The following is a 22,063-nucleotide window of genomic DNA, read 5'->3' as shown; positions in this document are numbered from 1 at the left end:
CGCACCATGTGGATCCGCACCGAAACCGCCGCCGACCATGACGCGATCGCCCGCGTGATCGCCACGGCGTTCGCCGGTGCGGCCCATGCCTCCGGCACGGAGGCGGGGATCGTCGCGGCACTGCGGCGCGCCGGTGCGCTGGCGCTGTCGCTGGTGGCCGACATCGATGGGCGCATCGCCGGCCATGTCGCGCTGTCGCCGGTCGTACTCGACGACGGCAGCGATGGATGGTTCGGGCTGGGCCCGGTCGCGGTCGACCCGCGCGACCAGGGCCATGGTGTCGGCAGCGCGCTGGTGCGTGCGGCGCTGGCCGAACTGCCGGCACTGGGCGCGCGCGGCTGCGTGGTGCTCGGCGAGCCGGCCTACTACACGCGTTTCGGCTTCCGCCATCATGCCGCGCTGCGCTATCCGCAGGCACCGGCCGGCTACTTCCTCGCGTTGGGCCTGGATGCCGCGCCGCCGGCAGCCAGCGTGGCCTATCACGCCGCATTCTCCGCGAACTGAGCGGGCGTGCGCGGTGCGACCCGTCGGGATTCGTGGCGGCACGGGCCCTGCGCTATGCTGACGCGCCCCGCACATGGGCCATTCCTGTCCGCATGACCGACACGCTCGACATCGACGCGATCCGTGAACGCCACCGCAGCCTCAACGACGAGGCCCTGAGGCGGATCGCCGCCAGCGACGACGCTGCGTGGAACCCGCAGGTGCGCGCACTGGCGCGGGAAGAACTGGCCGCGCGTGGCATCGCCGCGCCGTCACCTGTCGTAGCGCCGACGACCGCGACGACACCCGCCGCACCCGGCCGCACCGCGCCCACCGGCCTGGAAGGCGCCAAATGGGCGGCCTATGCCGGCATCATCGTGCTGTTCTTCAGCCTGCTGATGCTGGGCAACGTCATGGGGTGGTGGACGGCCACGAAGATGGAGCGCTTCTTCGACTGCCTGTGGAGCTTTCATCCGGCCTGCCAGGTGTCCTACACACGGGCCACCGCGCTCACGCACGAGTCCGGCAGGCTGTTCTCCATCGGCGGGCTGGCCTACGCGATCCACCTGTTCATCGGCCTGGGCTTCCGCCTGTCGCTGCGTGGACTGATGGCGTGGTGGCTGGCGCTGATCGCGCTCTGCGTCGTCAACCTCGTCGCACTGCTCACCTGAGCACGCATCCCGCGCGGCTCATTTCACCAATCGGTCCAGACCCCATGCCCACGCCCTTCAAAGTTCTCGTCATCGGCTCCGGCGGCCGCGAACACGCCCTGTCCTGGAAGATCGCGCAGTCGCCGCGCGTGTCGGAGGTGCTGGTCGCGCCGGGCAACGCGGGCACCGCCACCGAGGGCAAGTGCCGCAACGTGCCGGTCAAGGTCACCGACATCGCCGGCCTGCTCGCGCTCGCGCAGGACGAAGGCGTGGCGCTGACCGTGGTCGGCCCCGAGGTGCCGCTGGTGGCAGGCGTGGTCGATGCGTTCCGCGACGCCGGCCTGCGCATCTTCGGCCCGACCGCCGCCGCCGCCCAGCTGGAAGGCAGCAAGGCGTTCGCGAAGGATTTCCTCGCCCGCCACGGCATTCCCACCGCGTTCTACGCGGTGCATACCGAGGTCGAGGCGGCGCTGGCCTACCTCCGCGAGAAGGGCGCGCCGATCGTGGTCAAGGCCGATGGCCTGGCCGCCGGCAAGGGCGTGATCGTGGCGATGACGCTGGACGAAGCCGAAGCCGCCGTGCGCGACATGCTGTCGGGCAACGCCTTCGGCGATGCCGGCGCGCGTGTGGTAATCGAGGAGTTCCTCGAGGGCGAGGAAGCCAGCTTCATTTCGATGGTCGATGGCGCCACCGCGCTGCCGATGGCCACCAGCCAGGACCACAAGCGCGTCGGCGACGGCGACACCGGCCCGAACACCGGCGGCATGGGCGCGTACTCGCCGGCGCCGGTGGTGACGCCCGAGGTGCATGCGCGGGTGATGCGCGAGGTCGTCAACCCGACCGTGCAGGGCATGATCGCCGACGGCGTGCCGTTCACCGGCTTCCTCTATGCCGGCCTGATGATCGACGCGTCCGGCGCGCCGAAGGTGATCGAGTTCAACGTGCGTTTCGGCGACCCGGAAACCCAGCCGGTGATGCTGCGCCTGCAGTCGGACCTGGTCGATCTGGTCGAGGCCGCGATCGACGGCCGCCTGCACGAGGCCGAAGCGCAGTGGGATCCGCGCCCGTCGCTGGGCGTGGTGCTGGCGGCCAGGCCCTACCCGGACGCGCCGGTCACCGGCGACGTGATCTCCGGCCTGGATGCGGTCGCCGGCGATCTGGACCGGGGCGGCGCCAAGATCTTCCATGCCGGCACCGCGCTGGATGCGGCCGGCAGTGTGGTCAGCGCCGGCGGCCGCGTGCTGTGCGTGGCCGCGCTGGGCGACAGCGTGTCCGATGCGCAGCGCAACGCCTACGCCGGCGTTGCCGCGGTGAACTGGGCCAATGCGTTCCACCGCAGCGACATCGGCTGGCGCGCGATCGAGCGCGAACGCGCCGCCGACTGACACCCACGCGATCCGGGTCGCCAGCGGCGGCCCGGTCGTCTGCAGCCGGCACGGCGTGCAACGCGCACAGGGATGGTCCGCGCACGACGCGGACATGCCATGCTCGTCCTGCCCCTCCACTGCCCGCGCCGCCATGACCCCAGGCAACGCCCAGCTCACCATGTCCCTGCTGATGACGCCGGACATGGCCAATTTCTCCGGCAACGTCCACGGCGGCGCCCTGCTCAAACTGCTCGACGAAGTCGCCTACGCCTGCGCCAGCCGCTATGCCGGCCGCTACGTGGTGACCCTGTCGGTCGACCAGGTGACCTTCCGCGAGCCGGTGCATGTCGGCGAACTGGTGACCTTCCTGGCCTCGGTCAACTACACCGGCCGCAGTTCGATGGAAGTGGGCATCAAGGTGGTCACCGAGGACATCCGCGCACGCGCGGTACGGCATACCAACAGCTGCTTCTTCACGATGGTCGCGGTGGACGACGAAGGCCGCTCGACGCCGGTGCCGCCGCGCGAACCGGAGACCGCCGAGGAACGGCGCCGCTTCGCCCAGGGCCGCCAGCGCCGCGAGATCCGCCAGGAACTGGAACAGCGCTACCAGGCGATGCGCGTGGAAGCGCTGGCCGCGGCCGACTGAGTCACCGCGTCACGGACGCTGCTGCAGGATCCGCCGCAGCAGCCCCGGGTCGTCGCCGAACAGGCCATCGACGCCGGCCTCGACGAAGGCCAGCGCCTCGGTCCGCGCACCGTCCTCGCAGCGCACGCCGTCGGCACAGTGCAGCGCCGGCGGCAGGAAGGGATTCTCCGGCCGCAGCGTCCACACGTGCACGGCGAGCCCGGCGGCATGCGCGGCGGGCACCAGCGGCGTCGGCGCGGCCAGCGCACCGGCCGCATCCAGCGGCAGCACGTAGCGCAGATGCGGAGCGAGCACGTCGGCGTAGCCGGCGATGTCCTGCAGGCCCTGCGCCGACAGCAGCTGCAGATACGGCACCGGCGCGCCGGCTACGACCAGATCCGCCGGCGAGGCCTGCGGATCGCCGATCAGCTGCACCAGGAACACATTGCGCAGCCCGGCCGCATCGAGCAGCCCGCGCAGGCGTCGCAGGTTGCCGACCTCGAACGACTGCACGCCGACCGGCGCGCGCCGGGTGTAGGCGTGCCGCTGCAGCGCCTCCATCAGCGCCGCTTCCGGATCCAGCCCACGCGCATGCAAGTGGCTGGAATGCTTGAGCTCCGGCACCAGCCCGATGATGCGGCCATCGCGCGCCGACGCCTGCGCCACCGCGGCGACGATCTCGTCGAAAGTCGGCACCGCGAACCTGCCGTCGTACGCGGTGCCACGCAGTTCCGGCAGGCGTTCGCGTGCACGCAGCGTGCGCAGTTCGGCCAGGCTGAAATCCTCGATGAACCAGCCATCGACCTGTTCGCCATCGACCTCGCGCACCGTCCGGCGTGAAGCGAACCGCGGATGCGCGGCGACATCGGTGGTCGAACCGATCTCGTTCTCGTGCCGGGCCACCAGCACGCCGTCGCGGGTCATCACCAGATCGGGTTCGACGAAGTCGGCGCCTTCGGCGATCGCCAGCGCATACGCCTCCAGCGTGTGCTCGGGCCGCAGTGCGCTGGCGCCGCGGTGCGCGATCACCGCCGGGCCGGCATCGGAGGCCCGGATCGACGCGGCGGTCGCCGGATCGAGCCGCCCCTCGCCGGCAGGCGCTGCCGCTGCAGGCGTTGCGAACGCGGCCAGCGCGGCCGCACCGGCCATCAGCATCGAGAGCATGCGCATGGCGTCAGAACGCATAGCCGATGCGGACGCCGTACAGGCGTGGCGAACCGGGAACATAGGTCGGGATGCCGAACTGGGAACCCGTGTTGCCCGCATCGATCAGGTACTCCTTGTCGGCCAGGTTCTGCACGTAGGCCTGCAGGTCCCAGCCGCCGGCCAGCCTGATGCCGGCGTTGAGGTTGAGCAGGCCATACGCATCCTGCTCGATTCCGGCGGTGTTGTCGTCCTCGAAGTACACCTGCGAACGCCAGCTGTAGTTCGGACGCACGTAGACCTCATGCCCGCCGGCCGTCGGGATGCGCCAGTCCAGCCCCAGTGCGACGGTGTGCTCCGGGCTCAGGCGGAAGCGGTTGCCGGCCAGGGCCTGCGGATTGCCCTGGTCGTCGACCGCATTGAACGTCGCGTCGATCCAGCCGACGTTGAGGAAGCCGGTGACGTGGTCGCTGAAGCGCTGCATCAGCGAGGCCTCGAAGCCTGCAGCATGCGCGTTGCCGCCATTGGCGGTGACATAGAACGGTGGCGCGTTCGGGTTCTCGATCTGTGCCTGGAAATTGCTGTAGTCGTAGTAGTACGCCGACAGATCGTAGATGAAACGTCCGTTGTTGGCCGAGCCCTTCAGGCCGACCTCGTAGCTCCAGACGATCTCGGCGTCGACCTCTTCCATCGCGTTGTCGTTGAACTGCAGCAGGTTCGGCCGGCGCCCGCGCGCGACGCTGGCGTAGCCGTTGACGTCGTCGCTGAACCGGTAGCTGGCCACCGCGCGGCCGACCACCGAGGAGAACGTGTCGGAGGCCTGCAGGCGCGCGGTCGGCAGGAACAGCGCGTTCGGGAACGCCACGCTGTTGGGGAACGACGGCAGGAACAGGCCGAGCACGCTGGGCGTGCCATGGAACATGGCCTCGTAGCCGGACTCGATGTCCTCGCGGGTGTAACGCAGGCCCAGGGTCAGGTCGAAGCGGTCGGTCAGCGACCAGGTGCCGTCGGCGAACACCTCCAGCGCACGCACGTCGCCGAAGTTCGCGTATTCCTCGGTGTGCGAGGCCTTCAGCGGCAGCAGTGCCGGCAGGCCGAGCATCTGCTGCAGCGCCGGGTGCACGTTGATCACCGACAGGCTGGTGTTCGGCGTGCCGTCGGCATTGAGCAGCGGCACCACCGGCAGCAGACCGCCGGCCGCGCCGGAGATGATCGGCGACAGCAGCGCGTACAGGCTGCGCTCGTCGGTCTGGAACGGCACCCGCTGCGAGCCGGACTCATCGAACCAGCTGGCCCCGGCGAAACCACGGAAGCGACCGCCGGCGTCGTAGTTGAAGCGGATCTCCTGGCTGAACTGACGGCCTTCGGCGATCTCGGCGAATTCCAGCAGGTTGGCCTGCGAGCCGTCGGCGTCGAACTCCTCGGTCGAATCGAACTCGCGCCAGCCGGTGGTGCTGGACAGCGTCCAGGTGTCGCCCAGGCGGAACTCCCCGAGCAGGGTCGCGCTGTTGACCGTGCGGTCCAGGCCCAGCGCCTCGCCGCGGTTGAGGTCGGCCGGCGCGTCGAAGAACGCGGTGCTGCCCTGTCGGGTCGGGATGTTGCCGCTGCGGAACGCCGTACCCGGCGGGGTGTCGCGCTGATGATTGACGATCAGGTCGAGGATGCCGTTGTCGCCCAGATCCCAGCGCAGCGCGCCACGCACGGCCTGGGTGTCGCGGCCATTGAGGTCGCCACCGGAGAGGTTGTCGACGCTGCCGTCGCGCTGCTGGTGGAACACTGCGATGCGGCCGTACAGCGTGTCGTCGATCAGCGGCGCGTTGGCATGACTGGTGAAGTAGGTCTCGCCAAGATTGCCGAAGCCGGCGCGGAAGCCGCCTTCGACCACATCGCGCGCCTTGTTCTGGATCAGATGGACCGCGCCGATCTGCGCGCCACGTCCGAACAGCGTGCCCTGCGGGCCACGCAGCACTTCCACGCGCTCCATGTCGAACAGTTCGACCACCGAGCCGCGCGAGCGGCTGATCGACACGCCGTCCTGGAACACCGACACGCGCGGCTCGCTGGTCGCATCGCCGCTGTCGGAGGTGATGCCGCGGATCACGAAACCGGGGTTGTTCGGGCTCTGCACCTGGGTCTGCAGGCCGGGCACGTAGTGGCCGAGCTGCTCGAAGCCATCCACGCCGAGCCGCTGCAGGAAGTCGCCGGAGTAAGCGGTGATCGAGATCGGTACCTCCTGCACCTGCTGCTCGCGCTTCTGCGCGGTCACCACGATGGCGTCCAGTTCGGTCGGCGCATCGAGCGCCTGCGCCGGTGCGGCGAGCAGGCCCGAAGACAGAGCGGCCAGCACGGCCGGGACAAGCGGATGAAGACGGCAGGTCATGGTGGAGGTTCCCCGGGTCGCGAAACCGCAGAGGCTGGGCGCCATGCGTTGCCGCACGTTGATGCGCGCATGACACCGGGATGACGTCGCCGCCGACAAGAAACGGTCATCGACGACGGACACGATGGCCGGCTTCCACGCCAGCCCGAGCACGCCGCATGCCTTCCACTTCCCGTCGCCGCTTCCTGTCGGCCCTGGTCGTCACCGCCTCGGCGACGCTGCTGCCCGCCTCGCTTGTCGTGGCTGCGGCGCCACGCACGCTGCGCGTCTCGCGCACGCATTTCCCGCAGTCGGTGGCCTCCGGCGATCCGCGTCCGGACCGCGTGCTGCTGTGGACGCGCGTGCTGGCCGATGTCGCATCGGTACGACTGCAGGTGGCCGAGGATGCCGCATTCGCGCAGCTGCGCGTCGACCGCCTGCTGCCCCTGGAGCGCGACTGCGACGGCTGCCTGAAGGTGCGCGTCGACGGCCTGGCTGCCGGCACCACCTACCACTACCGCTTCCTGCTCGATGTCGATCGCGGTGTGTCCTCACCGGTCGGCCGCACCCGGACCGCACCGGCCGCGGATGCCGATGTGCCGGTCCGCTTCGCCTTCCTCAGCTGCCAGGACTACGGCGGCCTCTGGTACAACACGCTGCTGCCGCTGCTGGAGCAGGACCTCGACTTCGTCCTGCACCTGGGCGACTTCATCTACGAAACCGCCGGCGACCCGCAGTTCCAGGAGCGCGATGGCGAGCGCGGCATCGTGTTCGACGACATCGACGGCGCGATCGCGCTGGAACGCGGCGGCCAGCGCTATCACGCCGCGCGCAGCCTGGCCAACTACCGCCAGCTGCACCGCACCTACCGCAGCGATCCGGTGCTGCAGACCCTGCTGGAACGCGCACCGCTGGTCGCGATCTGGGACGACCACGAATTCTCCGACGACTGCTGGCAGGACACCGGCACCTACCACGACGGGCTGCGCGACGAACGCGACCGCGAGCGCCGGCGCAACGCCGAGCAGGCCTACTTCGAGTACCTGCCGGTGGACATCGAGCTGGCCGATGCGGTCGGCGGCGACGCGCAGCTGCCGGTCGCGCGCGAGAAGCTGTTCCCCAACGTGCAACTGTGGCGCGGCCTGCGCTACGGCAGGGCGATGGACCTGCTGTTGACCGATTACCGCAGCGCGCGCCCGGACCACGCGATCCCCGAGGATGCCTTTCCCGGCGCGCTGGCCTACGACGCCACGCAGCTGGCCACGCTGCTGCCGCGGCTCGGCCTGGACGAGGCGGCGGTCGCACCGATGCTGATGCCGTACCTGGAGCTGTCCGACGCCGCTGCGGCAGCTTTCCGCGCGCCGGTGGCTGCGGTGATCGCGCAGGGCGCGGCCGCCGCCGGACTGCCGGCCGCCCAGGCCCAGCAGGCGGCGCAGCGCATCGCCGCCGGCCCGATCGCACTGCCGGTGCTGGCCGAACTGCTGAAGACCTTCGCCACTCACGCATCTGCACAGGCGCAGCCGCTTCCGGCACTGCCCGATCCGGCGACGCTGCCACGTGGCCTGCCCTGGCTGGCGCTGGGCAAGACCCAGCCGTTCAGCGACATCGGATCGCGCTATGTGGTGCTCAAGGCCAGCTTCGACCTGTTCGCCGCGCTGCGTGCGCTGGAAGGCCCGTCATCGCCGTACGACGCCGCCCAGCGGCAGTGGCTGGAACAGCGCATGCGCGGCAGCGACGCGCGCTTCAAGGTCGTCGCCAGCTCGGTGTCGTTCACCTCGCTGGTGCTCGACCTGGCCGACCCGGCGGTGGATGCGCCGGCACCGATGCGGCACCAGGTCTATCTCAACCTCGACCACTGGGACGGCTTCCCGGCAGAACGCCGGCGCCTGATCGGCGAAGTGTTCGATCCGGCCGGCGGCACGATCCTGCTGTCGGGCGACATCCATGCCAGCTTTGCCACCCAGCACAGCGCGCGCACGGTGGAGTTCACCACCGCCGCGGTGTCGTCGGACACGCTGGGCAGCATCATCGCCCGCAGCGGCCAGGGCGATGGTGCACAGGCCGAGGCCACGCGCCGGCTGGCCGCGGCGCTGGACGGCCTGATCGTGCGCGGCAACCCGGCGGTGCGGCATGCGCAGACCCGCCTGCACGGCGTCGGCCTGCTGCAGATCGACGGCGAACGCGTCGACGCGCAGTTCCTGGAACTGCCGGACGATGTCTGCCGCCGTCGCCACTACGACGCACCGGCAGCGATCCAGCCTCTGCTGCAGCGGCGCCGCTTCGTGTTCCAGCGCGGGAACATGCGCCTGCGCGAGGATTGAGAATCCGCGCTGCGCACGGGCGAAGACCGTCGCCTACTCGCCACGCTGCAACCGCCCCATCGCGCGCAGGTCCCAGCGGATCTGCAGCGGCGTATCGCCACGCAGTGCGCCGACATGGATGTGCGGGCTGCGCGACATCCCGTTGTTGCCGACCAGCGCGACCACCTGGCCCGCGCTGACACGCTCGCCAACCGCGACGCGCACCCCGGCGACATGGCCGTAAACCACGACCACGCCGTCGTCGCGACGGAACATCAACATCGCCGCCGGCGGCTTGCCGAACCGGCCGGGGGGATTGACCACATCGTTGGCGACGACGCGGATGACCTCCCCATCGAACGGCGCCAGCACCTCGGCGCCCCAGCCATACCAGTCTTCGTTGCGCATCCCGTCGGTCCGGAAGGTGCGCGCGAAGCCGACCGGACTGCGGGGATCGATGCCGCCGGTCACCAGGCAGTCGGTGCCCAATGCGTCGCCGGGCCACTCGAGCTCGCCTTCGGGATGCTCGCCGCAGATGAAGGCCTGACGGAACAGCGGCGAAATCGTCACCGCTTCGATCGGCGTCACCGATGCCAGCGCCACCTGCAATCCCAACACCATGCCGAGCAGCATGATCGCGCCCCTGTCCAGTACCGGATGCCAGCCTCGCCGCCGGCGAGGCGCATGGCATGGGCCATCGGTCATGCCGCCGTGCTCGCGCGCTTGACCGCTCAACGCACTGCCGCGCCCGCCTCCAGATAATCCAGCGCCACCTGCAGCATCGCGCGCGCGCCGACCTCCAGCGCGTCCTCATCCGGCGCGTACTTCGGCGAGTGGTTGATCGGCATCGTCGCCGGGTCCTGGCCGGCCGGTGTGGTGCCGACGAAGAAGTAGGCGCCCGGGGCGACGTTGGCGAACTGCGAGAAATCCTCGGCCACCGTCACCAGCGGCATCTCGATCACGTTGTCGCGGCCCACCGCCTTCTGCAGCGATGGTGTCACCCGCCGCGCCAGTGCCGGATCGTTGATCGTGGCCGGCGCGTTCGCATTGACCTGCAGCTCGGCGCTGCCGCCGCCGGCATGGGCGAAATCCTCGGCGGTGCGGCGGAAGCGGGCGATGACGTCCTCGCGCACGGCCGGATCGAAGGTGCGCAGCGTGCCGACCAGCTGCGCCTGGTCGGGAATGATGTTGAAGCGCACGCCGGCGTTGAACTGGCCGGCCGTCAGCACGACCGGCGTGCTGGCGATGTTGACCTGGCGCGCGATCATGCTCTGCGTGCCCAGCAGGATCTGTGCGCCGATGGTGATCGGGTCGACGCCGTCCCACGGCCGCGAACCGTGGGTCTGGCGGCCACGCACCGTCAGCAGCCACTCGTCCGCGCTGGCCAGCGACGGGCCGCTGCGGAAGCCGATCTGGCCGGTGTGCAGGCCGGCCCAGACATGCAGGCCGAAGACCGCGTCGGGTGTGAAGTCCTTCCACACGCCCTCGTCCAGCATCATCTTCGCGCCGAACGGCGCGCCCGGTTCGGCCGGACCTTCCTCGGAGGGCTGGAACACGAACATGACCTCGCCGGCCAGCGTGTCGCGGCGCGCGACCAGCGCCTGGGCGACCCCCATCAGGATCGCCACGTGCATGTCGTGGCCGCAGGCATGCATCACGCCGACCGGCTGGCCGCGATAAGTGGTGGTGGCCTTCGACGCGAACGGCAGGCCGGTCTCCTCGGTCACCGGCAGGCCATCCATGTCCGCGCGCAGCGCGATCCGCGGGCCCGGCTTCGCCCCCTTCAGCACCGCGACCACGCCGGTATGCGCCAGCCCGGTGCGCGGCTCCAACCCGAGCGTGCGCAGGTGGTCGGCGATCTTCTGCGCGGTCCGCGTCTCCTGCCCGCCCAGTTCCGGATGCTGGTGCAGGTCGCGGCGCCAGGCGGTCATCTCGGTGACCGGCAGCGCCGCGTCGGCGGCAATCGCCAGGCAGGGCCAGGCAGCGGCGGCGAACAGCAGCGGGCGAAGGCGTCGAAGCGGTGAGGACATCGCATGGATCCGGCAGCGGGAGACCGCTCGATGGTAGTCGCTCCGGCCGCCGGCGGTGGTGCGCGCGCCCGTCACGGTGGCTGCCGGCGCAGCGTTTACCATCGGCTCGCGCCTGCGGCGCCGTCCATCCCATGATCGAAAGGAGCTTGCCGATGCATCCATTCCGACGCGCCCCCGCCCTTCTGCTGCTGTCGCTGTGCGCCTGGGCCGCCGCATGTCCGGCACCGGCGGCTGCAGCCACCGGCGAACCGGCATGGCGCAGCGTCGCATCGGCCAATCGCCCGGCCGCGCGCCACGAGAACGCCTTCGTCGCGCTCGACGGCCGCCTGTACCTGCTCGGCGGGCGCGGCGAACGGCCCCTGCAGATCTTCGACCCGGCCACGCGCCGCTGGAGCGAAGGCGCCGCGCCGCCGCAGGAACTGCACCATCTGCAGGCGGTCGCGCACGACGGCAGGCTGTGGGCGATCGGCGCGCTGACCGGCGGCTTCCCGGACGAGCCGCCGGTGACGACGGTGCTGACCTACGATCCAGCGAGCGACCGCTGGCAGGCCGGCGCGCCGTTGCCCGAAGGACGCCAGCGCGGCGGCGGTGGACTGGTCGTGCACGAGGGGCAGTTCTATGTGATCGGCGGACTGACCCGCGGCCATCTGGGCGGCTACGTGCCCTGGGCCGACCGCTTCGATCCGGTCAGCGGGCGCTGGACCGCACTGCCCGATGCGCCGCATCCGCGCGACCATTTCCACGCCGCGGTGCTGGATGGAAAACTCTATGCCGCCGGTGGCCGCACCAGCTCGCACGCCACCGGCGAGACCTTCAGCAGGACCATCGTCGCGGTCGACGTCTACGACCTCGCCGCAGGCACCTGGTCGACGCTGGACGCACCGCTGCCGACCGCACGCGCTGGCAGCGCGACCGTGGCCCATGGCGGCCGCATCGTGGTGATCGGTGGCGAGAGCGGCAGCCAGCAGCTCGCCCATGCCGAGGTCGAGGCCTACGACCCGGCCAGCGGACGCTGGACCACGCTGGCGCCGCTGCCGGTCGGCCGCCACGGCACCCAGGCCACCCTGCTGGACGGCGCAATCCACATCGCCGCCGGCAGCGGCAACCGTGGCGGCGGGCCGGAGCTGGACGACCACCTGGTCTACGCGCCGGCCGCGGACTGATCCACGACGCCGGCGCCGGTCGCCCATGACCGGTGCCGGCCCGCTAGACTGCGGCCGATCGAGGAGACCGCATGCCCCGCCACAGCCAGTTCGCCCTGCTCGGCCAGCGCCGCTTTCTGCCGTACTTCATCGTCCAGGCGCTGGGGGCGTTCAACGACAACGTCTACCGCCAGGCGATCATCGGCCTGCTGTTCTTCCTGGGCGTCAGCACCGAGGAACGCTCGCTCTACGCGATCATCGCGCCGGCGATCTTCATCCTGCCCTACTTCCTGTTCTCGGCCATCGCCGGGCAGATCGCCGAGAAGCTGGAGAAGCAGCGGCTGATCGTGATCACCACCACGATGGAGATCGCGATCATGTCGCTGGCCGCGGTCGGCTTCCTGATCCAGAGCATGCCGCTGCTGCTGGTCGCGCTGTTCTGCACCGGCATGCAGTCCACGCTGTTCGGCCCGGTGAAATACTCGGTGCTGCCGTCGATCCTCAAGCCGGAGGAACTGACCGGCGGCAACGGCCTGGTCGAGATGGGCACCTCGATCTCGATCCTGTTCGGCATGATCAGCGGCGTGCTGATCTTCGAACTCGCCGGCGCGCATGGCCCGGTCACCGCCGCGGCCGCGATCGTCCTGCTGGCCATCGGCGGCAACCTGGTCGCCCGGCTGATCCCGCGCATGGATGCCGGCGAACCCACCCTGACCATCCGCTGGAATCCGCTGCCCGAGTCGATCGCGGTGCTGCGCATGGCGCGCGAGCAGCTGGCCGTGCGCAACGCGATCCTCGGCGTGTCCTGGTTCTGGTTCTTCGGCACGATGCTGACTTCGCAGCTGCCGACCTACGCCGAGACCTACCTGGGCGGCGCAGCCGACTCGGCGCTGCTCTACATCGCCGCGCTGGCGCTGTTCTCGATCGGCACCGGCGCCGGCTCGCTGCTGTGCGAGAAGCTGTCGGCGCGCACGGTGGAAATCGGGCTGGTGCCATTGGGCGCGTTCGGCATGACCGCGTTCCTGCTGGACCTTTACTTCGCGCGGCCGGTTGCCGCCACCGTGACCGGCCTGGACCTGCCGGGATTCCTGCAGCAGCCCGGCAGCGTGCGCATCATCGTCGACCTGCTCGGCATCGGCGTGTTCACCGGCTTCTTCGTGGTGCCGCTGTTCGCGCTGATCCAGAGCCGCACGCCGACCTCGCGGATGTCGCGCGTGTTCGCCGCGCTGAACATCCAGAACTCGGGCTTCATCGTGCTGGCCGCGCTGATCGGCCTGGCCGCGCAACAACCGCTGGGCCTGACCAGCCCGCAGCTGTTCCTGGCGCTGGCGATCGCCAATGCGCTGGTCGCGCTGTGGATCTTCACGATCGTGCCCGAGTTCCTGATGCGCTTCCTCAGCTGGCTGCTTGTGCGCCTGCTGTACCGGCTGCGGATCCGCGGCGTCGAGGCGCACGTGCCGGACGAAGGGCCGGCACTGATCGTGTGCAACCACGTCAGCTACATGGATGCGCTGATCCTGGCGGCGAGCATCCCGCGCCCGGTGCGCTTCGTCATGTACTACAGGATCTTCAACATCCCGGTGATGCGCTGGATCTTCCGCACCGCCAAGGCGATCCCGATCGCCGGCGCGCGCGAGGACCCGGCGCTGATGCAGCGCGCCTTCGACGAGATCGACGCGACCCTGGCCGAGGGCGAGCTGGTCTGCATCTTCCCCGAGGGCCGGCTCACCACGGACGGCGGGATCGCGACGTTCAAGTCGGGCGTCGAGCGGATCCTGCAGCGCGCGGCCGAACGCGGCCAGCCGGTGCCGGTGGTACCGATGGCGCTGCGCGGCATGTGGGCCAGCATGTGGAGCCGGCGCGACGGCCGTCTGGCCAGGATGCGGGTGCCGCGCCGCTTCCGTGCACCGGTCGACGTGGTGGCGGGCACGCCGCAGCCGGGCACCGGTACCGACGCGGCGGCGCTGGAAGCGGCGGTACGGCAGCTGCGCGGCGACGCGGCGTGACATCGCCCTTTGCCTCCGACGGGGCCTCGGTTAGGCTTGTCGCCCACAGCTCGACTGCCCGCCGCGGTCCGCCAGCACGGGCATTGAAAGGATTCGCGTCATGAGTGCATTGCCGCCCCCGCCCGGGCGTTACGAGTACGTCCCCAACAACCTGGTCTGGGCGATCCTGACCACGCTGTTCTGCTGCCTGCCGCTGGGCATCGTCTCCATCGTCCATGCCGCCCAGGTCGACGGCAAGCGCGCCGCCGGCGACATCGCCGGTGCACGCGAATCCGCGCGCAAGGCGTCGGTCTGGGCCTGGTGCTCGGCACTGGTCGGGCCGACCCTCATCCTGCTCTGGTTCTTCCTGTTCGGCGGTCTGGCCGTACTGGGCGCGCTGTCGGGCAGCGGTTACTGATCCATCCACCCCGTTCCACCCATCCGCTCAGGAGCATCACATGAGTTACGTTCCGCCTCCCTCCAACGCTCCGTCCACCCACGCGCCGATCCCGAACCACCTGGCCTGGGCGATCATCTCGACCGTGCTGGCCACCTGCCTGTGCTGCCCGCTGGGCCTGGTCGGCATCGTCGCCATCGTGTTCTCGAGCAAGGTCAACAGCCTGATGAACCAGGGCGACTTCGACGGTGCGCGCCGCGCCTCGGCCAACGCCAAGACCTGGTGCTGGGTGGCGACCGCGCTGGCCATCATCGGCCTACTGTGGACGGTCTACTTCTTCTCGACCGGCGGCATGGCCGAGTACCAGCAGATCATGCAGCAGATCGAACAGGCCGGCTGATCGGTGGCATCCCTGCGTCCACTGCAGATCGCAGGACTGGCGTCGGCCGCTGTCGCGGCCGGCGCCGGTGTGTGGCTGCTGCGCACCTACGATCCGAACGTGGCCGGCAATCCGTTCCCGCCCTGCATGTTCCGCGCGTTCACCGGCTGCTACTGCATCGGCTGTGGCCTGACCCGGGCCCTGCACGCGCTGGTGCATGGCGACCTGCAGCGCGCGTTGTCGATGAATCCGTTGGCGGTGCTGCTGCTGCCGTTGATGCCGGTGATGGCTGCCTGGTCGGCCGGCTGGTGGCAGCCCGCACGGCTGCGCCCGGTCATGGACGTGCTGATGGCACCGAAGCTGTGGCTGTGGCTGCTGCCGGGGTACTGGATCGCCCGCAACCTCCCCTGGTATCCGTTCAACCTGCTCGCACCGGGCTGAGTGCCGACACGCGTGCAGCGACAGGGGCGCGCGCGTCCCACGGCACGGCATCCCATCTTCCTCTCGGCCGGAATCGTCCGCTCCCGGTCGTAGCCGCCGTTCTCCTGCCCGGCGCCGCGTCCAGCGGAATCACGCCTGCCGCCGGAACGCGGCAATCCGCACGCAACGCATGCCGGCAGGCGCCGGAGCCCGCAGATCACTGCATCCGCCCGGCCACTGTCCGAGCCATGCGGTTCACGGCGCCGGCCTCAGCGGCGTGCCGCCGGATCGATCAGTGGGGTTTGAGGTTTCAGGTCCGGTGTCGTCGACCTGACCCACCGGTCGCCCGCGTTAGCCGGTCGTTCCTGCGCAGTGGCCGTGCCGCTGCGGCCCGCACGCCGCCGTCAGTGCACCCAGCCGGCGATGATCAACAGCGCGAGCAGGGCCAGCCACAGCAGCAGCATCCGCCAGACCAGGCTCATCGCATCGCGCAGCTCGGCCAGGTCACCGAGGACCGGAACCAGCCCGTCGCGCAGATCGTCGGCCAGCTCCTCGGCCAGCTCGCCGCTGACCGCCGCACGCGCGGCCGCACCAAGGAAGGCCGCGTCCGGCGTCCAGCGATCGCCGCCAGCACCGCGCCAGGCGCGGAACACCACGTCGAAGTTGCCGGCCAGTGCCAGGGTCAGCGTCATCAGCTGCGCCACCGGCCATTCCATCCACTGCAGCCAGCGCCGTGCGCCGGCCTGCGCCTCGAAACCGAGCGCCGGCATCGCCTGCGCCACCACCGCGCGCTCGCTGAGCCGGTACAGCAGCGCGCCGGCCGGCCCCAGCAGCAGGAACCAGAACAGCACACCGAACCAGCGGCGCAGGCCGCTGCGCACGACCGCCTCGGCGGCGGACGGTCCTTCGACCACCTCGACGCCAGGCTCGGGCGCCAGCCGCAACAGGCGTTCGCGCCGGCTCTGCGGATCGAGCGCATCGAGCACCGCCTCGACGTCGACATCCAGGTCGCGCGGTCCCCAGGCGTAGATCAGCACCAGCAGGCCGAACAGCAGTCCGGGCAGGCCGAACCACGGCGCCTTCAGCGCCAGCTGCACCGCCAGCACCAGCAGCACCGGCGGCAGCAGCGCCAGTGCGATGCCGTAGCGTCCGGCCAGCAGCCCGCGCTGCGCGGACTGCGCGCCCAGCCACTCCAGCCAGTGCGAAAACCAGGAGAACCGGCGCAGCGAGGCCACCGTCGCCGGTGCGACATGGCCCAGCACCAGCGCAGCGATGACGGCGACCAGGGTCGTGAACATGGATCCTCCCTCGACCCCGGATTCTAGAGCCTCGGTGGCCGTTGCGGCATGCCGCGGCCGCAGCATGCGGGTCCGGACGTCTGCGCGGTCAGTCGCCGTCCGGCGGGCGCGTCACGGAGGCATGCCAGTGCGCGATCAGCGCACGCGCGATCGAGATCGGCGGGGCCAGCAAGATGCCATCGCCCGGATCCCCGTCCGTGCGCGCCAGGGCGGCGCCGATGTCGTCACGATCGAACCAGCGGGCCGCCTCGAGCTCGCCGTCGACCTGCGGCGCATCGGGCTCGCCATCGGCGCAGAAGCCGAGCATCAACGCACCCGGGAACGGCCACGGCTGGGCACCGAGATACCGGCAATCGCGCACCCGCACCCGGGTTTCCTCGAACACTTCCCGGCGCACGGTCTGTTCCAGGGTCTCGCCGGGCTCGACGAAGCCGGCGATCACCGACCAGCGGCGCGGCGGCCACGCGGCCTGGCGGCCCAGCAGCAGGCGCTCGCCATCGCTGACCGCGACGATCACCGCCGGGTCCACACGCGGGTAATGATCGGTGCCGCACTGGGCGCAGTGGCCGACGAAGCCGGCGCGCCGGAACTCCACCGCCCCGCCGCACACGCCACAGAACCGGTTGCGGGCATGCCAGTACAGCATGCCGCGCGCATAGGCGAAGGCCGATGCCTGCTCGGCCGGCCACTCGGCCGCGGCGCGGCGCAGGTCGATCCACTGCGCCGCCTCGATCGCCGGCAGCGCGGTGGCGTCCAGCGCGAAAAGCGCGCGACCGGTCGGATCGAGGCCGAGCAGGATCGCGGTTCCCGGGCCACCGCCCAGATCGCCGCCGGACAACGGCAACAGGCCGCCGGCGGCGTCGGCCGCGGCGCGGCCCTCGGCATCGAGCACGATCAACCGCGCATCAGGCCAGGCCGCGCGCAGCGCGTCGGCATCGCCGCGCAGGGCATCGGCGCGGTCCAGGACCGCCGCGCCGGAAAAGGCATAACCGCTGAAGTCCGGCATGCAGGGGCTTAGCATCGTGCCGGCCCGCCGGATCACATGCTGAAGCTGCTGCCGCAACCGCAGGTGGTCTTGGCGTTGGGATTGCGGATCACGAACTGCGCGCCGCTCAGGCCTTCGCTGTAGTCCACTTCCGCACCCATCAGGTACTGCAGGCTGAGCGGGTCGACCAGCAGGGTGACCCCGTCGGTGCTGACCGCCATGTCGTCGCCGGCCTGGTTCTCGTCGAACTCGAAACCGTACTGGAAGCCCGAACAGCCGCCGCCCTGGATGTAGACCCGCAGCTTGAGGTCGGCATTGCCTTCCTCCGCGATCAGGTCACGGACCTTGGTGGCCGCGGCGGCACTGAACCGCAGCGGCTGCTCGAGTTGCTGGTAGCTGAGGACGCTCATGGGGGCACAGATGGGGGCGGCGGCGGCCGGACTCAAGCCCCGGCAGTGGCCGGCTCGGCCGCTTCCGGCGCGGGCAGCGCCTTGGCCTGCTGCGCGTGGACCAGGCGCCCGGTCAGCTGGGCGCCGGCGCTCATCTCCACCACCTGGTAGTGGACGTTGCCCTGCACCCGCGCCTTCTGCGCCAGCTCGACCCGCTCGCCGGCATGGACGTCGCCGGTCAGCTCGCCGTTGATCACCACCACCGGCGCACGCACCTCGCCTTCGATCGCGCCCTGCTCGGACAGGATCAGGCTGGCCGGCTTGCCGTCCTCGGCGGTCACCTTGCCGTGGATGCGGCCTTCCACATACAGCCCGCCGCTGAACACGAGGTCGCCACGGATCACCACCTGCGGCCCGATCAGCGTGTCGATCGCGAACCCGTCGCGCTGGGTCGATTTGCTCTTGAACATCTTCACTTCACTCCACCTGGGCCGGCCAGTTTCCAGTCGAAGGTCTGGTCGGCGCTCGTCCCCGTTCCCCGCAGCGAGACTCGCACACGTTGCGGGGTGAAATCCTTGGGCAGCATCACGCTGCCGCCCAGTTCCTGGAAATACCGGAACGAATACTCCTGCCCGCCGGCATCGGGACGCTGCAGCAGCTCGTTCCAGCCGATGCTGGCGAGCTTGCCGGCACGCACGCCTTCGATGCTGAAACGCATCTGGCCCTGGCTGATCGCGCCACGGTTCAGGTTCTGGGTCAGCACGGCGCGGTAGCGCCAGGTGCCGGCGTCTTCAGGCGTGAATTCGATCGCATGGACGTTCAGGCCCTTGCGCTGCGCGGTGGCGCCGACCAGCCGCTCGTAGAACGCCACGTCGGCACGCAGCGCGGCGATCTCCTCGTCGCGCTCGGCCAGCGAGGACTGCAGCTCGGTGTTGGCGGCACGGCTGATCTGGTCGGAGCGGGTCAGCGTGGCGATGCGCTGGTTCAGCTCGTCGAGCTGGCGGCCGGACCGGGCCTGCTCGCGCTCGGCGCTGCGCAGCTGCCCCTGCACGCTGCCCAGGCTGGGCGCGGCGCGCCAGCTGGCCAGCGCCCACACCGCGACCAGCGACAGCAGCCAGACGATGCCGATGACCAGCAGCGGGCCGCGCCCGGAACCGGGGCGACGCTGGACGATGCGGAAGCGGGACGAGGGCTGGTTCATCGGGTCGGCGGCGGCTGGCCCCTGCGGGGTCTGCCAGCCGTTTCTGCCTATACTGCGGCGCGGCCTGGACGGGCTAGTGTAAACCGCCCGGACGACACCACGGGCAGGGCCCGTCCGCCAGCGCCACGCGAGGAACCGACGATGACCGAAGCGCACCTGTTCGTGATCGGCATCCTGCTGGCCTGGATGGCCGGCATCCGGGTCTATCTCACCGTGTTCGGGGTCGGCCTGGCCGGGCTGCTCGGCTGGGCCGAGCTGCCGCCGGCGCTGGAGGCCACGCAATCGTGGTGGGTGCTGGGCACGTCCTCGGTGCTGGCGCTGACCGAATTCTTCGCCGACAAGATCCCGGGCGTGGATTCGGTCTGGGACCTGCTGCAGACCCTGGCGCGGGTACCGGCCGGCGCGTTCCTGGCCGCCGCCACCCTGTCGCCGGACGGCGAGCTCGGTGCCGGCGCGCTCGCGGTCGGTGCCGGCGCCGCGTTGACCAGCCACGTCCTCAAGTCGGGCGCGCGGGCATTGCTGAACACGTCGCCGGAGCCGGCCAGCAACTGGCTCGCCTCGGCAACCGAGGACACGGTGGTGATCGGCGGGCTCGCCCTGGCGATGGCCCATCCCGGGCTGGCGCTGGCGCTGGTGGTCGGCATCAGCATCACCGGCGCGCTGCTGGTCTGGTGGATCTGGCGCACGCTCGGTCGCGGGCTGCGCCGCCTGTTCGCGCCGGCACCATAGATGCTGCGCACCCGGCCACGCTTGCCCGCATAATGCACGACCACCAGGGGGAAGACTGATGGCCGCACGAGATCCTGCCATGTCGGACGAAACGTCCGCGCGTCCGCGCCTGCGCGCGGAAACGCCCCCGCCCCACTACTGGCGCCGCTGGAGCGCCGACGCCGTGCCGCCGCCGGCGACGCCCGAGGCGCTGCCCGGAACCGCAGCGGCGGAGGTGGCCGCCCCCGGCGCCATCGCACCGGTCGCCGATGCACCGCAGGACGTGCGTCCCGCGTCCTCGCCGCCTGGCCAGGCCGCGCCTGCGACCACACCCGCCGCCGCGCCGGACGATGCCCCGGCCACCGAAGCGCCGTACCGGATCCTGGTGGTCGAGGACGACCGCGCGCAGGCGCTGTTCGCGCAGAGCGTGCTGCATGGCGCCGGGATGACCGCCGAGGTGGAGAACCATCCCGAAGGCGTGATCGAAACCATCTCCCGCTTCGATCCGGACCTGATCCTGATGGATCTGCACATGCCCGGCCTGGACGGCATGCGCCTGACCACGCTGATCCGCCAGCAGCCGGGGCTGCAGCTGCTGCCGATCGTGTTCCTGACCGGCGATCCGGATCCGGAACGCCAGTTCGAGGTACTCGAAAGCGGCGCCGACGATTTCCTGACCAAGCCGATCCGGCCGCGCCACCTGATCGCGGCGGTGTCCAACCGGATCATGCGCAGCCGCGCCCAGCCGCGCCTGCAGGAGCGCGAGCAGAGCGCGCTGCGGCACCATCCGGACACGGGGCTGGCCACGCGCGCCTGGCTGCTGCAGCGGATCGAGCAGAGCCTGCGCGACGGCACCACCGGCGGCCTGTTCTTCATCGAGATCGCCGGCGCGCTGAGCCTGCGCGAACGCTACGGCTATGCCGCGTTCGAGCGGGTCATGGCCGAGGCCGGGCGGCGCCTGGCGCAGATCGTCGCGCCGCACCCGCTCGCCCGGCTCAACGACAACAGCTTCCTGACCCTGGCCGCGCCGCTGGACGAGCGCAGCCTGGAGGCGCGCGCCGGTACCATCCGCACGCGGCTGTCGGACGAGAGCTTCCAGGTGCGCGACAGTGAACTGCTGCAGCTGCGCAGCGCGATCGGCTACTGCGCGCTGTCGGCCGGATTCGACGATGCCGGTTCGGCACTGGAAGCCACCGAACGCAGTGCGCTGCAGGCAAGGCTGGAGCCGGAAGGCATCGCCGCCTACCTCGCCCCGAGCGAGCACGAGACCCAGGAACGGATGGCCATGCTCGAAGGCCAGCTGGAACTGGCCTACCAGCCGATCGTCTCGGTGGCCGGCAACGACCAGGCCCAGTACCAGGTGCTGCTGCGCCTGCGCCAGCCGGACGGCACCCTGCTCTCTGCCGGCCAGGTGGTCCCGGCCGCCGAGGCCAGTGGGCGCATCGCCGACCTGGACCAGCAGGTCATGGAACACGCGCTGGACCTGATCGCCGAGCGCAAGGACACCGGCAGCCCGCTGCGCCTGTTCCTGTCGCAGTCGCCGCGCACGCTGGCCCGCGAGGCCTTCGCCGACTGGCTGCAGCAGGCGATCGCCACGCGCAGGATCGACGGCACCGCGCTGGTGATCGACCTGCGCCTGGCCGACGCGCTGATCCACAGCGTCACCCTGGGCACGTTCTGCAAGCGGCTGATGTCGGTGGGCGTGCAGTTCTGCCTGAGCCAGTACGAGCCGGGCACCGAGGCCGAGGCGCTGCTGACCCAGCTGCCGCTCGGTTACGTCCGCATGGCAGGCCGCTATGCCGGCGCGCACAACGACCCGGAGCTGCGCGACCAGCTGCGCGACGTGATCGACCAGGCGCACCGGCTCGGCCTGCAGGTCATCGGCCAGCAGATCGAGGATCCCCAGGCGGCCGCGGCGATGTGGATGGGCGGCATCGACTACATCCAGGGCAACCTGGTGCACTCGGTCGGCAGCGAGCTGGACTTCGATTTCCGCAACGCGGTGCTGTAGCGCATGGCCGCATCGCGCGCTTCCAGCATCGCCGCCTGGCTGGCCCTGACCGGAGCCGCGGCCGCGGTGGGTGCCGGCGGGCTGGGCCTGTCCGGCCAGCTGCCGGCGTGGTGGCCGCAGGCCGCGGCCGGTGGCGGCGCCCTGGCGCTGCTCGGTGGCGTGACCGGCATCGTCGCCGCGGCACGGGC

At 70.7% G+C, this 22,063-nt stretch carries 21 protein-coding genes; 12 read left to right on the top strand and 9 right to left on the bottom strand.

What is annotated here, in order from left to right; all coding sequences use genetic code 11:
- Positions 1-6 precede the first annotated feature (6 nt).
- The 4 genes from IB242_RS16230 (at position 7) to IB242_RS16215 (ending at position 3,149) form a co-directional block, all read left to right on the top strand.
- A complete protein-coding gene (locus tag IB242_RS16230) occupies positions 7-504 on the top strand; it encodes an N-acetyltransferase (RefSeq protein ID WP_192281848.1) in 498 nt (165 codons plus the stop codon).
- A 92-nt stretch (positions 505-596) separates the two neighbouring features.
- Positions 597-1,154 (top strand): hypothetical protein, encoded by a 558-nt coding sequence (locus tag IB242_RS16225; RefSeq protein WP_192281847.1) that lies wholly within the window; start codon positions 597-599, stop codon positions 1,152-1,154.
- Positions 1,155-1,198: 44 nt separating this feature from the next.
- A complete protein-coding gene (purD, locus tag IB242_RS16220; RefSeq protein WP_192281844.1) occupies positions 1,199-2,518 on the top strand; it encodes a phosphoribosylamine--glycine ligase in 1,320 nt (439 codons plus the stop codon).
- Positions 2,519-2,651: 133 nt separating this feature from the next.
- A complete protein-coding gene (locus IB242_RS16215) occupies positions 2,652-3,149 on the top strand; it encodes an acyl-CoA thioesterase (protein WP_192281841.1) in 498 nt (165 codons plus the stop codon).
- Positions 3,150-3,158: 9 nt separating this feature from the next.
- Here the strand turns inward: IB242_RS16215 and IB242_RS16210 are convergent, their stop codons facing one another.
- Complete coding sequence (locus IB242_RS16210) at positions 3,159-4,313, bottom strand: glycerophosphodiester phosphodiesterase family protein (protein ID WP_225540726.1); 1,155 nt, start codon at positions 4,311-4,313, stop codon at positions 3,159-3,161.
- Positions 4,303-6,651 (bottom strand): TonB-dependent receptor, encoded by a 2,349-nt coding sequence (locus IB242_RS16205; RefSeq protein WP_192281838.1) that lies wholly within the window; start codon positions 6,649-6,651, stop codon positions 4,303-4,305. The genes IB242_RS16210 and IB242_RS16205 overlap by 11 nt, the downstream gene beginning before the upstream one ends.
- 158 nt (positions 6,652-6,809) lie before the next feature.
- Here IB242_RS16205 and IB242_RS16200 point away from each other — a divergent pair, with 158 nt between their 5' ends.
- Entirely contained in the window at positions 6,810-8,951 is a 2,142-nt protein-coding gene (locus IB242_RS16200; protein WP_192281836.1) for an alkaline phosphatase D family protein, read from the top strand.
- Between the two features lie 33 nt (positions 8,952-8,984).
- On the opposite strand, the gene IB242_RS16195 is transcribed toward IB242_RS16200, so the two are convergent.
- Together IB242_RS16195 and IB242_RS16190 are read right to left on the bottom strand one after the other, a co-directional pair.
- Entirely contained in the window at positions 8,985-9,551 is a 567-nt protein-coding gene (locus IB242_RS16195) for a M23 family metallopeptidase (protein ID WP_225540725.1), read from the bottom strand.
- A 110-nt stretch (positions 9,552-9,661) separates the two neighbouring features.
- Positions 9,662-10,960, bottom strand: a complete 1,299-nt coding sequence (locus tag IB242_RS16190; protein ID WP_192281830.1) for an amidohydrolase — start codon at positions 10,958-10,960, stop codon at positions 9,662-9,664.
- Between the two features lie 152 nt (positions 10,961-11,112).
- Between IB242_RS16190 and IB242_RS16185 the strand changes: the two genes are divergently transcribed.
- The 5 genes from IB242_RS16185 to IB242_RS16165 all read left to right on the top strand — a co-directional run bounded on the left by IB242_RS16185 (position 11,113) and on the right by IB242_RS16165 (position 15,304).
- The gene (locus tag IB242_RS16185) at positions 11,113-12,123 is read left to right on the top strand and encodes a kelch repeat-containing protein (RefSeq protein WP_192281827.1); all 1,011 of its coding nucleotides are present in this window, start codon (positions 11,113-11,115) and stop codon (positions 12,121-12,123) included.
- 71 nt (positions 12,124-12,194) lie between these two features.
- Positions 12,195-14,108: an MFS transporter gene (locus IB242_RS16180; RefSeq protein ID WP_192281824.1), complete on the top strand. Its 1,914-nt coding sequence runs from the start codon at positions 12,195-12,197 to the stop codon at positions 14,106-14,108.
- Positions 14,109-14,208: 100 nt separating this feature from the next.
- Entirely contained in the window at positions 14,209-14,505 is a 297-nt protein-coding gene (locus IB242_RS16175) for a CD225/dispanin family protein (protein WP_192281821.1), read from the top strand.
- 40 nt (positions 14,506-14,545) lie between these two features.
- Complete coding sequence (locus tag IB242_RS16170) at positions 14,546-14,884, top strand: CD225/dispanin family protein (RefSeq protein WP_192281818.1); 339 nt, start codon at positions 14,546-14,548, stop codon at positions 14,882-14,884.
- A gap of 12 nt (positions 14,885-14,896) precedes the next feature.
- The gene (locus tag IB242_RS16165; protein ID WP_225540787.1) at positions 14,897-15,304 is read left to right on the top strand and encodes a DUF2752 domain-containing protein; all 408 of its coding nucleotides are present in this window, start codon (positions 14,897-14,899) and stop codon (positions 15,302-15,304) included.
- Positions 15,305-15,687: 383 nt separating this feature from the next.
- Here the strand turns inward: IB242_RS16165 and IB242_RS16160 are convergent, their stop codons facing one another.
- From IB242_RS16160 to IB242_RS16140, 5 genes are all read right to left on the bottom strand, one after another.
- The gene (locus IB242_RS16160) at positions 15,688-16,581 is read right to left on the bottom strand and encodes a hypothetical protein (RefSeq protein ID WP_192281815.1); all 894 of its coding nucleotides are present in this window, start codon (positions 16,579-16,581) and stop codon (positions 15,688-15,690) included.
- Between the two features lie 88 nt (positions 16,582-16,669).
- Positions 16,670-17,587: an NAD(+) diphosphatase gene (gene nudC, locus IB242_RS16155; RefSeq protein WP_192281812.1), complete on the bottom strand. Its 918-nt coding sequence runs from the start codon at positions 17,585-17,587 to the stop codon at positions 16,670-16,672.
- 32 nt (positions 17,588-17,619) lie between these two features.
- Positions 17,620-17,976: an iron-sulfur cluster insertion protein ErpA gene (gene erpA / locus IB242_RS16150; RefSeq protein WP_192281809.1), complete on the bottom strand. Its 357-nt coding sequence runs from the start codon at positions 17,974-17,976 to the stop codon at positions 17,620-17,622.
- Between the two features lie 32 nt (positions 17,977-18,008).
- Positions 18,009-18,425, bottom strand: a complete 417-nt coding sequence (locus IB242_RS16145; RefSeq protein WP_192282207.1) for a polymer-forming cytoskeletal protein — start codon at positions 18,423-18,425, stop codon at positions 18,009-18,011.
- A gap of 2 nt (positions 18,426-18,427) precedes the next feature.
- Positions 18,428-19,156: a DUF6776 family protein gene (locus IB242_RS16140; RefSeq protein WP_192281807.1), complete on the bottom strand. Its 729-nt coding sequence runs from the start codon at positions 19,154-19,156 to the stop codon at positions 18,428-18,430.
- A 141-nt stretch (positions 19,157-19,297) separates the two neighbouring features.
- Between IB242_RS16140 and IB242_RS16135 the strand changes: the two genes are divergently transcribed.
- Both IB242_RS16135 and IB242_RS16130 read left to right on the top strand, forming a co-directional pair.
- Positions 19,298-19,885 carry a DUF4126 domain-containing protein gene (locus IB242_RS16135; protein WP_192281804.1) on the top strand — a complete coding sequence of 196 codons (588 nt, stop codon included), beginning with the start codon at positions 19,298-19,300 and terminating at the stop codon, positions 19,883-19,885.
- Positions 19,886-19,943: 58 nt separating this feature from the next.
- Entirely contained in the window at positions 19,944-21,875 is a 1,932-nt protein-coding gene (locus IB242_RS16130) for an EAL domain-containing response regulator (protein ID WP_192281801.1), read from the top strand.
- Positions 21,876-22,063: the final 188 nt, after the last annotated feature.

It is taken from the genome of Xanthomonas sp. XNM01 (assembly GCF_014851915.1).
Lineage (GTDB): Bacteria > Pseudomonadota > Gammaproteobacteria > Xanthomonadales > Xanthomonadaceae > Pseudoxanthomonas.
This window is presented reverse-complemented; position numbering and strand designations above follow the sequence as displayed.